This window comes from Acinetobacter tandoii (assembly GCF_008867985.1).
GTDB classification, from domain to species: domain Bacteria; phylum Pseudomonadota; class Gammaproteobacteria; order Pseudomonadales; family Moraxellaceae; genus Acinetobacter; species Acinetobacter tandoii.
The window spans coordinates 449,019-463,274 of the sequence record NZ_VXLD01000001.1; the positions used below are offsets into that span (position 1 = coordinate 449,019).

17 protein-coding genes are annotated in these 14,256 nt (G+C 37.2%); 10 read left to right on the top strand and 7 right to left on the bottom strand.

Going from position 1 to position 14,256, the window contains the following annotated elements; all coding sequences use genetic code 11:
- Positions 1-200 precede the first annotated feature (200 nt).
- The 5 genes from F4W09_RS17380 to F4W09_RS02195 all read left to right on the top strand — a co-directional run bounded on the left by F4W09_RS17380 (position 201) and on the right by F4W09_RS02195 (position 3,266).
- Positions 201-332 carry a hypothetical protein gene (locus F4W09_RS17380; RefSeq protein WP_272482697.1) on the top strand — a complete coding sequence of 44 codons (132 nt, stop codon included), beginning with the start codon at positions 201-203 and terminating at the stop codon, positions 330-332.
- Positions 329-1,135 carry a Rha family transcriptional regulator gene (locus tag F4W09_RS02180; RefSeq protein ID WP_151503864.1) on the top strand — a complete coding sequence of 269 codons (807 nt, stop codon included), beginning with the start codon at positions 329-331 and terminating at the stop codon, positions 1,133-1,135. The genes F4W09_RS17380 and F4W09_RS02180 overlap by 4 nt, the downstream gene beginning before the upstream one ends.
- A complete protein-coding gene (locus F4W09_RS02185) occupies positions 1,132-1,347 on the top strand; it encodes a hypothetical protein (RefSeq protein ID WP_151503865.1) in 216 nt (71 codons plus the stop codon). Before F4W09_RS02180 ends, F4W09_RS02185 begins: the two co-directional genes overlap by 4 nt.
- 962 nt (positions 1,348-2,309) lie before the next feature.
- Positions 2,310-2,774, top strand: coding sequence for an SMI1/KNR4 family protein (locus tag F4W09_RS02190; RefSeq protein ID WP_151503866.1), 465 nt, complete (start codon positions 2,310-2,312; stop codon positions 2,772-2,774).
- A gap of 66 nt (positions 2,775-2,840) precedes the next feature.
- Positions 2,841-3,266: a hypothetical protein gene (locus tag F4W09_RS02195; RefSeq protein ID WP_151503867.1), complete on the top strand. Its 426-nt coding sequence runs from the start codon at positions 2,841-2,843 to the stop codon at positions 3,264-3,266.
- Positions 3,267-3,349: 83 nt separating this feature from the next.
- Here the strand turns inward: F4W09_RS02195 and F4W09_RS02200 are convergent, their stop codons facing one another.
- From F4W09_RS02200 to F4W09_RS02235, 7 genes are all read right to left on the bottom strand, one after another.
- The gene (locus F4W09_RS02200; protein WP_151503868.1) at positions 3,350-4,492 is read right to left on the bottom strand and encodes a tyrosine-type recombinase/integrase; all 1,143 of its coding nucleotides are present in this window, start codon (positions 4,490-4,492) and stop codon (positions 3,350-3,352) included.
- A gap of 1 nt (position 4,493) precedes the next feature.
- Entirely contained in the window at positions 4,494-4,757 is a 264-nt protein-coding gene (locus F4W09_RS02205) for a hypothetical protein (protein ID WP_151503869.1), read from the bottom strand.
- A gap of 343 nt (positions 4,758-5,100) precedes the next feature.
- Positions 5,101-6,465 carry a DNA cytosine methyltransferase gene (locus tag F4W09_RS02215; protein ID WP_151503871.1) on the bottom strand — a complete coding sequence of 455 codons (1,365 nt, stop codon included), beginning with the start codon at positions 6,463-6,465 and terminating at the stop codon, positions 5,101-5,103.
- Positions 6,466-6,529: 64 nt separating this feature from the next.
- Positions 6,530-7,492, bottom strand: coding sequence for a PleD family two-component system response regulator (locus F4W09_RS02220; protein ID WP_151503872.1), 963 nt, complete (start codon positions 7,490-7,492; stop codon positions 6,530-6,532).
- A 2-nt stretch (positions 7,493-7,494) separates the two neighbouring features.
- Complete coding sequence (locus F4W09_RS02225) at positions 7,495-9,951, bottom strand: sensor histidine kinase (protein ID WP_151503873.1); 2,457 nt, start codon at positions 9,949-9,951, stop codon at positions 7,495-7,497.
- A gap of 10 nt (positions 9,952-9,961) precedes the next feature.
- Entirely contained in the window at positions 9,962-10,675 is a 714-nt protein-coding gene (locus tag F4W09_RS02230; RefSeq protein WP_151503874.1) for a restriction endonuclease, read from the bottom strand.
- A 2-nt stretch (positions 10,676-10,677) separates the two neighbouring features.
- Positions 10,678-11,340: a LexA family protein gene (locus tag F4W09_RS02235; protein WP_151503875.1), complete on the bottom strand. Its 663-nt coding sequence runs from the start codon at positions 11,338-11,340 to the stop codon at positions 10,678-10,680.
- Between the two features lie 135 nt (positions 11,341-11,475).
- Between F4W09_RS02235 and F4W09_RS02240 the strand changes: the two genes are divergently transcribed.
- From F4W09_RS02240 to F4W09_RS02260, 5 genes are all read left to right on the top strand, one after another.
- A complete protein-coding gene (locus tag F4W09_RS02240) occupies positions 11,476-11,727 on the top strand; it encodes a hypothetical protein (RefSeq protein WP_151503876.1) in 252 nt (83 codons plus the stop codon).
- A 24-nt stretch (positions 11,728-11,751) separates the two neighbouring features.
- Entirely contained in the window at positions 11,752-12,201 is a 450-nt protein-coding gene (locus F4W09_RS02245; protein WP_151503877.1) for a phage regulatory CII family protein, read from the top strand.
- A 12-nt stretch (positions 12,202-12,213) separates the two neighbouring features.
- Entirely contained in the window at positions 12,214-13,140 is a 927-nt protein-coding gene (locus F4W09_RS02250) for a helix-turn-helix domain-containing protein (protein ID WP_151503878.1), read from the top strand.
- A 160-nt stretch (positions 13,141-13,300) separates the two neighbouring features.
- Complete coding sequence (locus F4W09_RS02255) at positions 13,301-13,732, top strand: hypothetical protein (RefSeq protein ID WP_151503879.1); 432 nt, start codon at positions 13,301-13,303, stop codon at positions 13,730-13,732.
- Positions 13,733-13,743: 11 nt separating this feature from the next.
- Positions 13,744-14,241, top strand: coding sequence for a hypothetical protein (locus tag F4W09_RS02260; RefSeq protein ID WP_151503880.1), 498 nt, complete (start codon positions 13,744-13,746; stop codon positions 14,239-14,241).
- Positions 14,242-14,256 lie beyond the last annotated feature (15 nt).

Below are 14,256 nucleotides of genomic sequence, written 5' to 3' on the forward strand. Positions count from 1 at the left end.
TATCAAAAGGCAGATAAAATCCGCTGCTCAAGCGGTATTTTTTTATCTGAAGAATCCGTGTACCTTTCGTTATGGTAGATCGGATGAGGCAGCCTTCGGGCTGGCCGTTTCCTTTTGACGGTACTGCGAACCTCATTCGGTCTGCCACCAAATTTTCGCAGGTTTGGTGGCTGTAAGAACCTTTCAAAAGGAAAGCCATAATGAATAAAACTATTCAGGCACAAACACGCCTAGATCAAATTTGTTTTCAACGTCTAACTTCTCCAGACTTTGCACAAAAACTAAGTTTTAAATCACGCATCATCCATTGGATGAAAGGCGGTGCAAAATGAATGCACTCGATCTTAGCCAAGCTGTCTTTATTCAAGACCAAAAAATCAAAACCGATAGTCTCAAAGTGGCCGATGCATTTGGCAAAAGGCACACTCATGTTTTACGAGCTATTGAATCCTTAGATTGTCCAAAAGAATTTAACGAGCCCAATTTTGGGCTGGTTGAATATATTGATGCGAAAGGTGAATCTCGTCCTATGTACGAAATGACCAAAGACGGTTGGATGTTCTTGGTCATGGGCTTTACTGGAGAGAAAGCAGCACAAATCAAAATCGCATTTATCAATGCTTTTAATGCTATGGCAACGCTACTCCAAAACCAACAACTCATCGAGCAGCAGGGCATACAAGTCGGTACAAAGGTACGCCTAAACTCAGGCAGTCCAGAACTCACCGTAAACCAACTCATTACCAATGCAGAAGGCGTACTCGACCAAGTCGAAGTTATATGGTTTAGCAACCGACTGCACAAAACCAAACTGTCTATACATGCAGTCGTCCCAGTGGTCACACGTAACAACGCAGTACTGCAACACTTTTGGGAAGCCGTCCACAAGTACGGTCTACATCTACTCAACCATAGCCACAAGGCAGACCACATCGCATTGAACCTACCGCAAGTCTGCGCAGCCATCCACGGACTACCAGACAGCAAAGCACTCATACAAGAACTTGCAGCCAGTATCTATCCATACCCGCATTACATACAACACGGTCATGCCGTGCGTAGCGTGATAGATGACAAAACCCATCGCTGCATAGTGTTCAAGCAAACCGCAGTACAGTTGGGAGGTGTAGCATGATTCCACATCTTAAAGCAGGCAACCCACCAGCAGACCTAGAAGACCTATTGGAAACTGTAGGCGACTCTATAGAAAAGCTGGAGCTGTTCATCTCTGCCATGTCCCGCATGCACTATGACGATGGCATTCCAAGTGGCGAGTTCAATGCCATCATGTGCAGCCTTCACCTCCAAGTCCACGAGATCCAACAGCAACTCGCAGCAAAACCATAAACAAAACCATCCTAAGAATGTGCAGCCACCTGCACATTCAGGATTCACGCGGGCGGTTGACCCCCCACGTCACCTGCGGGCTTTTTGTCTCGGAATCACTTTAAAATTTCGGGACAAAAAGTTCCCCCCAACGCCTTATATAGACTGGGCTTGGCATAGAAAAAACAGAGGAAAGGGCAGTTCTGCAAAAATCCCGACAAATCTGCAAAACCCTGCACCTAAGAAAAACTGACCATAAGAAAGCAAGGGAAAAGTAGGGGAATCTAAGGGTCAAAATGACTTTCCCGAATTCTGTAACCCCTTCAAAAAAACGCTAAATTCACGATTTTATTAATGTATAAACAATAACTTACACGGTTACTCAAGGTGAGTAACTTAGCGAAACCCACAACCTTTAAAATTAAGTAAATTATTGATAATAAATAATATATTTTGAAACCGAGGGTTACAGTAAAACATCGTAACTCGTTACAGAATCGTCACGCAATCGTTACAGTATCTCTAAGGGTAATATTTATATTAATTTCAATATATTAAATACTACTTTTAAAAATCGTTACTCTAGTTACAGCTTTTGAACCATACCCAAAAGTTAAGAATTATTTTAAGATTTGCCTGAAATTGTATTTTAAATGATCAATCATCATTTATGGGACTTTATTTCATTGTCTATATATCGCGAAAATTCCCCAAATTTTCCCCAGCCTGATATAAGCCATTATTTTTGAATAAGATGCGCTGAATTTGATATCGTAGAGGTCTCCAGTTCGAGTCTGGATATGCCTACCAAATATAGCTGTTAATTCAGCAACTTAAAGCCCACTTCAAAAGTGGGCTTTTTGTTTTCGGGGAACTTTCGGGGTATTTTCGGGGAATGAAATATTTTCCAACTGTTAATAACTCGCCCATTTAAATTTAAAAACGATAACTAACGATACTCTAAGTAAGGGAATATTAACGAAATGAATAATGTTGGATTTAGTCATGGAAAAGTTGATATGACAGTTATTGAAGAAGTCGAGGAAACTTTGGGAATTAAATTTCCAGAGAGTTACAAAATCCTACTTTCTGAAAACGACTACTTGGATCCAGTAAAAAACTGTTTTACCTATACTGAGCCTTCAGGAGATATTAATGAGAATAGTTTTATATATGCAGGATATAATGATGAGATATATGGCGATAAAGTTAAATATTTGAATCAAGATTATAAGGACTACTATAAACAAATAGTACGGTTTGGATGTACAGGGAACGGGGATGATGTTGGGTTTGATTATAGAAGTAATAAAGTTGAACCAGCCGTTGTTTTAATATTACATGATTGGTTCTATGACCAAGATGAAGAAAATGAGAAAGAGTGGGTTGTGACGTTAGCAAAAAATTTTGACGAATTTGTTTGTAATTTATATGAGCCTATCATTTGATTAAAAAATGAATTACGTATAGCGTGCATTATGTTAATTTTAGATAAACTTTAAAGAACAAAAAATATGTGTGAATGCCAATCTGTAGGTAATTTTTTTGTATGTCCTACTAGTTTTTCAGATGTTTTCAGTCATAACTACAATATGAAGTATAAGTTTCCTCACTACTTCATTGAAGATCCTCCATGTGAGGAAGCCAAACCAGAATTTGATTATGGTGAGTTTTATTATGTTTGTGCCGAGTGTCAGCAAGCTTGGTATTTTGAATGTTATCCAGAAACACCAACATGCCCAATTTTTGGAATTAAAATTCCAGATATGAGCCAAGTATTAAGCCAAAACCGAATAAACAGTATTAAACAATTCTTAGTTGTTTTGGCTCATGAAGGCTTTTCAGAAAATAAGTGTATTCATAACGGATGTATGGATTATTCACTTAATGGAATTAAGGTATGTCTAAATCATTTTGGCTATAAGTTTAGTCCTCATTAAAAGATTCATTTAACATACTGGTGATTATATGAAATCAAAAGCTGATGATCCATTGAATGAACGCATCAGCTTTATTAGTATGACTATCGGTAGCTAATCCGCTCAGGTTTAGGCGCTTCATGACCTTCTAAATAGTGGTCGGTCATTTTCACATTTGCATGTCCAGCCAGTGCCTGTGCGTACTTTTTCCCATACTTTTGCGTAATGTTATAAATACCCAAAGCACGTAAGTCATGCAGCGATGGACGTTGGTTTGGTTCCAAATGATCATACGCACCAGACAGGTCCCGATACTTCTTAAACTGCTTGGTAATGTGATCTTCCGTTACTGCAAAAGGATGCAGTTTCGCATTACGGATTTGCTCATTAATGCGTTCTGGTCGAGTCGCAATTAGGTAAGGGCAGCGCAGCTTCATAGAATGCTCTACACACTGCAGTACAACTTCTCTTAACTCTGGATGCATATCCACTTCAATAAACACAGGCTTGTCGTAATTCAGCGATTTATGCTGCAGTACGGTCATGGTGTTGTCTTTAATGTTAATGCTTGAATGTTCCATTACCACCAGATCGGCACGCCGTTGAATAGAATGCAATGCAAGATCTATTGCCAGTTTTAACCAGAGCGGACAAACCGACTTCACTAATTCAATTGACTCGTTGGAGTGACGAGTACGCAGCTTTTCAGGTCGTATTGGTTTTAATGTTTTCTCGGCAATATTGTCTGGTACCCAGCCGTTGGCCACTAAATATTTCCAGATGTCGATAAGCTGTGAACGGTGCTTTTCTGCCTGAAAGTCTGTTTGCTTTTTCAGGTATTCTGAAATCATGAGCAGGGTAATATCGGTACAGTAAAGATGCCCCCACATGTCCTGATATTTCCCAATATTCGCCGTGACATTGACCAAGGTATTTTTGGCAAGTTTCTTCTTGGGTAAATGCAGCTTTTCATATTCACCCAATGCTTGGCCAAAGTTGGGAACACTACTTTTTTTATGTGCTTTTTCTACTGAAGATAGAATTTTAGACACAATGTCTGGGTTACGCTCAAGCACCGTGTTCAGTGCTTGAGCAGCCTTAATGGCTTCGATTCGGTCTTTACCTAATGACTTGCGCTGTCCGTTTGGTAGTAGGTAACGAAAGTACATGGTGCCGTTGGGCTTTTTGTCTACTTCGACATGGGGAGGTAGGTCCAAGTTCCCCGATTTACGACCTCGAGGAGCCATATTAAATCTCCGCTAGTATTCGGTCTGCAATAGAGTTACCCGTTTTAGGTGGAGACTCTAGTTCCACCTTAGGTACATCATCTGAATAGTACAAAGGTACACCCCAAGATGTGCATTCGACATACCATTGTTTACCAATTTTTTTACCACTGAGCCAGCCACGTTTTATATGGCTGACCAGTGTGTCGCGTTTTGGGCGGGATGCTTCGTCTTGCCAATAGCGTTCAGCAAATACGCTGAGCTTGAGGCGTAGGATATTAGACATAACCTTAACCTCTAATTACGAAATTGAAGAATTGGACGATTACCCAAAGAACGAAAGTAAGTAGAGCAAAAAGGCTAAACTCTTTAGCATTGGTATAAATAATTTGCCAGCGTGAAGGATGTAGGTCTGCAGTAGTAGGGTGTTGGAAAAGGATAGGCGTCGTTTGACTGGATATAGGTTTTTGTTCCATACTCATCTCGCAGTTATCTGTAAAGCACCCATGAGTTCGAAGGCAGGGGTGCTTTTTTGTTGTGTACGAGAATAAATATTACCAAAAAGGTAATTTATTGCAAGCTAAAATTACCTTTTATTATTGTAACAACTCCATCTATTAAATGGCATTTTAAAGTGCTGTAACATTAGGAAAAAATATTTTTTTAATAATATGTGATAATTCATTCTTTATAAAAAGACCTAAACCTTCAGCCATCAATGGTGGTACAGCATTACCTACTTGAGTGTATTTAGGACAACTATGTTTTCTTCTTTCTCCACCTGTTGTGTAGGGCCCTTGAAAATTATACCAATCTGGGAAAGATTGTAGTCTAGCAAATTCTCGAACAGTTAATATTCTTGCTTCGTCATAATGCAGCATATCTTCAGGTACAGTTGTCACAGTTGATGCTGGTAAATTCTTATCTAAAACTTTAGTAATGAGCTTCTTTGTGTATATTTCATTTTCTAAATAAGGTTTAGGTAGAGTAGTTCGACGGCGCAAGTTATATTTAAATTTTTGTTCAGGACAGTCAACATCTTGCAATATCTTGGAAAATTTTTTTAGTGTATTTTCATTGTGATTTGCTAAGCGTAAGCCTGATGGTAGATAATCTTCTTCTAGTCCTTTCCTAAGTAATCTAATGTAAGGGTTATTAATAATATTATTTCTTGATGCAATTTGAAAAAATAATTTACTGTTAATGTCAGTGGCATTGATCTGAGGATAAGTTTGCTTCGAGTTACATTGTGTTTTTAAATCATGTATAGCCTCTCCAACGTTGACGATTTCGGGGAGCCCCTTTAATTTTTTAAACTTACAAGCGAATTCTTCTAGTTTAGACTTAATAATTGGTGAAAATTGATTCGAGATCTCAAGAATTTCGTTAGTATGTAAATTACTTAATTGGGATTTTATTTGATCAAATCTGATTCCAATTAATATGAATCGAATACGTTGTTGTGGAACTCCCCAAATTGAGGCATCCTCAATAAAAGTAATAGGTAGATACCCTAACTCAATTAATTTAAGTTTGATTTCATGAGCTGGAGATGGGCTATCACTTTTAATTTTATAAGTTATACCCTTAACATTCTCCATAATAATAAATTTGGGCTGAACTAAATTTACTACTTTTAAGTAATCGTATACTAATTGGCTTCTAGGGTCATCTGGATCGCGTCTTCCAGCTGTTGAAAATCCCTGACAAGGAGGACCTCCAACAACTAAATCAACGACTTGTTTATGACCTAAATTTTCAAGAAAATTACATTTATCTTCAAGTAATTGATGAATGTCATGATTTTTAAGTGGAATCTCAGAAGTGTCCCATTTAAAACAATTAGTTAGTGACTGGGATGGTGTAACGAGATTGCTTTTTAAGCTATTAAAGGCGTCAGGGTTTTTTTCAATAGCGTAAAGACCTGTAAACCCTGCATTGAGTAGCCCTAATGAAAGTCCGCCGCAGCCTGAAAACAAGTCTATGAAACGCATATATATAACAAAACTTATAAGTTACGATGAAGTATATTGAATAATGTGAAAAAAAGCCAGGACTCTATTCTTTTTTTACACTATCAAGATTGCCATTGGTAAGCAAAGCCTTTAAATCAGTAAAATTATCTCTGTGAGTCAGAAGGTTCTGTCTCAAATTTTGAAACTCATTTTCTCCAAATGTCTTTTCATTAACTTTAAAAATTAGTTTACCATCTTCGATAATAGGCTTAGCATGGGCTAAAGAGTTTCTTGGTTTGATAACTTGATCATCGTAATTATTAATAATTTCGAAAATATTAGAAATATTATACTCATCTAATAATTTTTCCAAAAAACTTTTTAGGATTTGAGATTTTATCGAGCTACCACAGGCGCGGTGCTCAATAAGGTTTTGAAAGTTGCAGCCATCAACACTCTCAATAATTTTTTTAATTTGCTTTAAATTTGATGCATTTGAGTCTTCAATTTTACTTTGAATATACTTGTAAGTTTTATTTTTTTCCTCAGGGCATTCAATTCGATTATGAAGACTAGTTAAAATGTTAATGATTTCTTCATCAAAATCACTAACAACTTCCATCACAATTCCACGCATATGATTCAAGTCTAGAATTTTTTTGATTCTATTATAGATAATATTATAGGCTTCATTTTGAAGGGTAAACCGTTGTACACAGAAAATACCATCGATATTTTGGTTGAAAATTTGCTCACGCAGAGCTGTAGGTGTTGAAGAGCTATAGAAAATTATGTCTGTAAGAATTTGAGAGTTTCTTAATTTTTTTGCTATTTTTGCACCATCAATATCAGGCCGACCTAGATCATAATCAAGTAAAATAAGATCACTATCCTCTACAGAAGTTTTGATTGTGTGAATAATATTATTCAAGTCGCCTGTAGGTTTGTTCCAATCTACAATGAGATTAAACCCTAATCTACTTAGTCTGGCCCTTAAACGGTCTTCAACTTCTTTTACATTGTGAGGCTGATCTTCGAGCCATAAAATTTTATAATCTAAACGCATAACTATACCAGTCTGATAATAAATTGAGTACCGTTTTCGAAGCTTTCATTTAAAGTGATACTGCCGCCCATTTGTTCAATAATATGTTTAACATGATATAAGCCTAAACCAGATCCTTCAGTTGTACTGAACCCTTTTTCAAAAATTCTATTTTTTTCAAATGCATTAATTCCATTGCCATCATCAGAAACTTTAATTTCGATTTGCTTAGCATTCATTTTTTCGATACTTAAATTTACTGAAGTAGAACCTGCTTTTCTGGCATTATCTACTAGATTATCTAAAACCATAGAAAGCTCAATTGGTAGGAAAGTTCTTTCGAATACGGCAATATCACTAGAGAATGAAATTTGAAGTATATCTCCTGCATAAAGTTTGCAAATCCTCTCTAGATACTCTTTTATAAATAAAATTAAGTTTTCGGTTATAGTTTCTGATTGAAGTCTAAAATTTGCATGTGTAGCAAAACGTGACACCGCAAGTATTTGTTGATTCTTAAATGTTAATTGTTCAAAAATATTGATTAGGTCTTCTTTTCCAAAGTCTTCGTTATGATTTAACTTATCGATTTGATTAGCTAATAAATTATGGATGGAAGATGAATAAATGCCAATTTGATGATGTAAATTTACTATATTGTCCTTATCTAGGGATGAATTTGCAGTAAGAAATAAATTTCTTTTCTTTTCTTCCTCATATGCTTCAGAAATTTTCTCTTTTTCGATTATGATTTCTTGCTTTTCTTTAGCAATATGTCTGGTTTTTTCTTCAGCAATTAATTGTAATCTTTCATATTCTCTACTTTTTAGTTCAGATAATCGTGCTTCTTCCTCAGCTCTTTTTCTAGCCTCTTCAGCTTCGTATGCTTCTTTTTTTGCTAACTCTTCAGCTTGTTTTAATTCTAAATATCGGAGTTCTGCTTTATTAATTTTATCCCATAGTTCAGCATTGTCAGATTTCTTTGCTACAGACTTTAATCCCTCAATAGTGTCTTCGAACTCTTTGGATTTTTCATTTAGAATAGTAACTAAATTTCTACTATAATCTAGTAATTCAATATTGTTAGCATTTGCTAACCTTGAAACAATAGTAATGATTCTTGCCTTAGCTAAATCGGTATTTAATCTTTCAGGTGTATCCAAATCTTTATCTAAAGAATCACGCCAAGTAACATCAACAACATAGTTTTCTAATCGCTTAATACATTTTTCCATGAAGCATGCTTCTAATTGAAGATATGCAGGAGTTTCAATTAGACCTTGATCACGACTTGTTGCTTCTTTGAATTGTTCTTCGGTACCATTAACATCAATTTTTCCAATTATGTCACGTGTACCCAAATATCTTGCATAACCTTGTTGTTTTCTTCTATCTAATTGGAACGTGTCATCGCCTTCATTTCCAATAGGATATACTCTAAAACCATTTCGAAAAACAAAAATTGATCCAAAAGAGACGGAGGTGATACCCATTCGTCTTTTAAAAGTCATCTTTGCGGCAGTATTTAAGTAATAGACGCTGGAAGAAAATTCGGAATCTTTAATATATTTATATTCATTTGGTTCTTTAATTTTATAGATTAATTCACCACGATCAATAAGTGTTGAAGTGATATAGTTGCCATTATCAGTATACTTAACCTCAAGATGTGTAGATTTTGATTCTAATGTATCAAAAATAAAGTTTTTAATAGGTCCATTTACAATAGGAATATAATCATCAGTATTATCCGCAGATTCATGTTCTTTAATATCTTGTTCTAATTCATTTGGAGCATAAATTATAATTTCAAAATCATTTTTTTGTTGAAATGGATTTATAAGTTTAGCTAAAGAACTACGCAGTTCTAGTAGTTTTTTTCGATTCCAACTTTCGCGTAAGTTTTCAATTTCAATGATCGTTCCATGTTTAGGTAATATTATAGAGTCACATAATGAAAACTGATTAAATAGATCGAGAGAGTATTCGATGTTATCTAACTTAAATCTTGAGTTGGAATTATTGTAGACCTTAATAGCTTCAAATCTTTCTAAGTCATTCGATTCAAATTTATCCCACTCAATATCTAAAACTTCATTATGGTTTAAGTTATCTTTGTGTATTGTTTGAAGCTGTAAGTTTTTACCTAGTCGATCACAAGAAAATCTTCCAACACCTTTACTACCTGCGTATACTTTGTTTGTTACACTATGTCGATAATCAGTTTTTTGATTTTCAATTTTCTTTTCTGAATATGCTACAAATAGCCATTTATTTAATAAGTCTTCATGAGTCATGCCATGACCATCATCAATGATAATGATACGTTCATTATCAAAATATAATTGAACTTTTTTTGCTTCTGCATCAAATGAGTTTTTGACCAATTCAAAAATCGCTACAGTATCATTTATAATTAAATCACGACCAATAATATTTTTTAGTCCTGAGCTTACTTTAAAATTTAATTGTGTAGTCATGTTATCTCTATTAACTTATTGGTCTGCGATTCATTGTTAAGGTTGCAAATTTCGGTTGATCTGGATTGTATTCTATAAGGTGTAAGTAATGAAGATAAACGGATTTACTTTGCTCATCATCTTCAATTGACGTTAACCAAAATGAAGGTCCTTCACATGCACATTGATGTTCATCCTCGTCATACATTGAAAATTTTTCACCACATGCCCAGCACCAAATATTGAAATTAGAACATTTATCACATTTTGCAGAGCAAGTAACTGTCAGTGGTGAATCATCAATTATAGAAGGGTTAAGTTCCCATAGAATATTTCCTTCACATTGATTTAATTTACAATTATCCCAACCATACATGACAAAATTTTCAATTTCTTCTTCAGTAAGAATACGTATAGTAATTAATTCTTGTGCTCGTCGAAGTGCACTTTGAGTGTAGCCACTTGGACAAATTAATATGCCTCTCTGTGCATTAACATCACGCATCATTCCTTCAAATTCTTCAACTTTTTTAATATCTATTGGTCTTTTCTGATACTTACTATCTACGATAATTCTTTTATTGCTTTCTCCATTTTTACTATCTAGAAGTACATCAATTTGTCGAGATCTACCGCTAATAGAACCTATAATTTTTGCATTTGGTACGATGGTAGTATCAAAATCATTTTCGTCAAACATTAAATGAGATACTATTTTTTCATAGAGCTTCGAATCCAACTTCATTGTCAAACATCCCTATATAACCCAACGACTTTTCCAACCAGTTTGCAGCCTTCACGAAGCTCCATGATTTTTCCAAGCCATTTTGGGTTTAAGGGTTCTAAATACATACCGTTGCTTTCTACTATCAATTTTTTGAAAGTAGCCTCTGTTTCACCATCGCAAGCAACAATAACCAAATCACCTGTTTTTAAATCACTTATTTGAAAGTCAGGGTTCACATAAATTTTATCGCCAGGGCGGAAGTCTGGAAGCATTGATTCACCTGATACTTCTAGTCCGTAACCGTGTTTTCCACACTTAGGGTTTGGTGGTAACCATTCTTCAAACTGTGTACCCGCAGGCACAGCTTCAACAGTTGTCCAAGCACCAGCTTGAACCCAAGAAATGACTGGAACAAATTCACCTTTCATAGGGATTGGTTCAGAGACATTACCATCAGTTATATTTTGCTCATCATGTGGTAGGTCTAACCAACCATGCGGCTTATCGAATGCTAATTCAATTTCGCGGGCAACTTTATTGCCAATACCTTTAATTGGGTTCGTACCTGCAAATTGGCTAGTTTGAGATTGTCCTTTTCCAATTTTGTCAGCAAAACTAGACACGCCACCAACTTGATCAACAAGTAAGCGAGTGTTTTTGTATCTGATTGATTTGCTGTCCATATATTTCCTTTAATTTTTCTGTGACAAGTCACATTTGTTAATTGTAGTTTCATCACCAAAAAGGTAAACAAGAAAAAAGATTGTATTTACATTACCTAAAAGGTAATATTTCGATTGATACGAGAGGATCAATCAATGAATTTCCGAGATTTTATACTTCAGCAAAGCCCAAATGAATTAGAACAATATGCAAAAGATGCAGGAACAACAGTTGGTTATATAAAAACTCATTTATTTTATGGGTATAAAGAGCCTCGTAAAAATCTCCGCAAAGCCTTGTCTACAGCGAGTAAAGGAAAAGTTTCTGAAGCTGAAATTCATCAACATTTTGGTTTATATCCTGCATTAGTAGACAACAACCAAAATGGTAATAAGACAGCCATCTAATAAACACGTTCAAAGGAACCCGTTATGAACATATTAGATGCTGCTTATCACACCGTACACGACTACAAAGGTGGAGCAAACGCACTCGCACCACGTATGGGCATCAAAAGTCCCGCCGTGCTCAATAGCAAAGTCAATCCAAATACAGACACCCATCACTTAACGCTACTAGAAGCATCCAAGTTGATGACGCTGACCAACGACTACCGAATTCTACAAAGCCTAAATGCCGTACACGGCAAGGTCGCTATAGATCTGCCCGATATACCAGAAAACCGAGATACAGCACTCACAGATTTGGTGCTGAGCTTTGGAATGAAAGGCGGAAACGTCTACACGCTGTTTAAAGAAATGATGGCAGACGGACGCATCACACGCGGGGAAGCCATAGACATGTCTAAGGTCATTCACCGAATACACGAAATACTTGCCGAACTGGATGCACAAATACACCAGTGCGTAGACGACAAATAGAGGTAAACCCATATGAGTTTAGATGCAACGATTTGGGCTTGGAGAGCGGAAGTAGACAGTTCTACACAACGCCTCATATTACTTTCACTGGCAGACCGCGCAGGGGAAGACCACAAATGCTACCCAAGCATTATGCGAATGGTTAAAGACACCAAGATGAACCGCAAAACCATCATCAAAGTTTTAGACGACCTAGAGAAAAAAGCCCTGATTAAATTTACAGGCAGCATCGTCGGTAACGGCGTAAAAGTTTACCAATTGCTGGGTGTGGTCGGACGGGAAGATGAAACAACCAGTACCAAAAAGGGGACTAGTGGTAAAAACGGAACTAGTTCCAATTTAGGTACAGGTTCCAATATTGGGACTAGTACCGAAAACGGCACTGGAACCAGTCCCGAAAACGGTACCGAGACCAGTACCGAAATTGGGACACAGAATCTCCCAAGGAATCTCCCAATTGAATCTAAAAACAAAAAAGATTGGCTTTGCTTCAAAAAACTTCGAGAAGAAATTTCTTTGGCCGATGACAGCATCGATCCAAAAACCATCCTGACAGCGAAATGGGCTGAACGGGAAAAACGAGCATTCGAGATTTACAACCAAGACAAATCCCTATGCGATGAACTCATGAACTTCCACTTTGCCGATTGGTTGCTGAACGCCTATCGAAGCAAGTATTCCCAAGAGACCAAAACGGGATACAGCAAAACACCTACAGCCAATAACCCAAAACACCTGACTGAAAAACAGATAGCCACTTTCGCGCAGAAACTTGCTCACCATCCTGAGTTCTCAAGCAAGTACAGCGAACCAGGTGAGTCCTTTGAAAAACTTGCAGCACGTATCGCCGTAAAACTCGAAGATCCAACCCAAGCCAAAAAATGGGAGTCCTACCTGAAACAGGTTGGCTTCAGTGGCAACTTGAAGGAGGCAGCATGATTCCACACGGCGCAACCCACATTGAAAACGATGGAACCTTTTGGAATTGCACCAACGGCGTTTGGACTTACTGGAGTGAAGCCTTTGGATGGTGCGGATACATCGGGGCAGTCAATCAGATGTTCTTAGACAACAAAAGCGAATTGGGGACCATGTACGCATGAAAATCATGATTGGAATTGATACAGGGGTGAATACAGGTTTCGCCGTTGCAGCAGACCGAGGCAATGGTGGTGAGCTAGAACAGGTAGAGTCTTTATCCATCACACAGGCAATGGAGAAAGTACAACATCAAGTACAGACATGGGGAATCCAAAACGTGTGCCTATATATAGAAGATGCTCGGCAACGTACTTGGTTTACGGGTGGCCGTGAAAAGGCACAGGGCGTTGGATCTGTTAAACGTGATGCACAGATATGGGAAGACTGGTGTAAAGAGCAGGGTTATCTTCACAAGATGATTCACCCACAGAACAACAGTACCAAATATAAAGCGGAGACCTTTCAAAGAATTACCGGTTGGCTTGGTCGTACCAATGAACATGCCCGTGATGCAGCGATGTTGGTCCACCGCCGTTTTGCGAGATTTTGAGGGGGAATGGGATGAATGTAGTGGCAAAGCAAGAACATATTTTACAGGCAGTCGATTGGACACGTTTTGATTTAGAGGGGTGGTTATATCAATTTGGTACTTGGATGAATTCCGTATCTGTTACATGTGGGAAGAGTATCAATCCAATTGCTATAGCGATGGATAGCGCTGTGAAAGCGCAAAAATATAAGAAGCTGACTAAAGTGCAGCAACAGCAGATTATTGTGGATTACTTAACTGGTGATTTTGAACCGCCAAAGTCGCGACGTAGCAAACTAACTTGTCAAATTGATGATAATGAAGCCCGTGCCGTACAACGTCTAATATTAGATATGCTTGGTCAGTCTGAGATTATGGATGATTGGATGGATGCAATTATCGACCGTTACTTTTATGGCAACTCATGGGCTGAGATGGTGACAGATGAACGCAGTCAGATGGATGCACGTATGGATGTTAAATGTGGCTTGGCTGCGTTGCATTGTCGGTATGGGTTTATTGAGTATTAGATAAAAGCTAATGAA

Excerpts from the sequence above, each read along its gene's own strand:
- F4W09_RS17380 (WP_272482697.1), top strand. The coding sequence starts at position 201 with ATGAATAAAACTATTCAGGCACAAACACGCCTAGATCAAATTTGTTTT.
- F4W09_RS02180 (WP_151503864.1), top strand. The coding sequence starts at position 329 with ATGAATGCACTCGATCTTAGCCAAGCTGTCTTTATTCAAGACCAAAAA.
- F4W09_RS02185 (WP_151503865.1), top strand. The coding sequence starts at position 1,132 with ATGATTCCACATCTTAAAGCAGGCAACCCACCAGCAGACCTAGAAGAC.
- F4W09_RS02190 (WP_151503866.1), top strand. The coding sequence starts at position 2,310 with ATGAATAATGTTGGATTTAGTCATGGAAAAGTTGATATGACAGTTATT.
- F4W09_RS02195 (WP_151503867.1), top strand. The coding sequence starts at position 2,841 with ATGTGTGAATGCCAATCTGTAGGTAATTTTTTTGTATGTCCTACTAGT.
- F4W09_RS02200 (WP_151503868.1), bottom strand. The coding sequence starts at position 4,492 with ATGGCTCCTCGAGGTCGTAAATCGGGGAACTTGGACCTACCTCCCCAT.
- F4W09_RS02205 (WP_151503869.1), bottom strand. The coding sequence starts at position 4,757 with ATGTCTAATATCCTACGCCTCAAGCTCAGCGTATTTGCTGAACGCTAT.
- F4W09_RS02215 (WP_151503871.1), bottom strand. The coding sequence starts at position 6,465 with ATGCGTTTCATAGACTTGTTTTCAGGCTGCGGCGGACTTTCATTAGGG.
- F4W09_RS02220 (WP_151503872.1), bottom strand. The coding sequence starts at position 7,492 with ATGCGTTTAGATTATAAAATTTTATGGCTCGAAGATCAGCCTCACAAT.
- F4W09_RS02225 (WP_151503873.1), bottom strand. The coding sequence starts at position 9,951 with ATGACTACACAATTAAATTTTAAAGTAAGCTCAGGACTAAAAAATATT.
- F4W09_RS02230 (WP_151503874.1), bottom strand. The coding sequence starts at position 10,675 with ATGAAGTTGGATTCGAAGCTCTATGAAAAAATAGTATCTCATTTAATG.
- F4W09_RS02235 (WP_151503875.1), bottom strand. The coding sequence starts at position 11,340 with ATGGACAGCAAATCAATCAGATACAAAAACACTCGCTTACTTGTTGAT.
- F4W09_RS02240 (WP_151503876.1), top strand. The coding sequence starts at position 11,476 with ATGAATTTCCGAGATTTTATACTTCAGCAAAGCCCAAATGAATTAGAA.
- F4W09_RS02245 (WP_151503877.1), top strand. The coding sequence starts at position 11,752 with ATGAACATATTAGATGCTGCTTATCACACCGTACACGACTACAAAGGT.
- F4W09_RS02250 (WP_151503878.1), top strand. The coding sequence starts at position 12,214 with ATGAGTTTAGATGCAACGATTTGGGCTTGGAGAGCGGAAGTAGACAGT.
- F4W09_RS02255 (WP_151503879.1), top strand. The coding sequence starts at position 13,301 with ATGAAAATCATGATTGGAATTGATACAGGGGTGAATACAGGTTTCGCC.
- F4W09_RS02260 (WP_151503880.1), top strand. The coding sequence starts at position 13,744 with ATGAATGTAGTGGCAAAGCAAGAACATATTTTACAGGCAGTCGATTGG.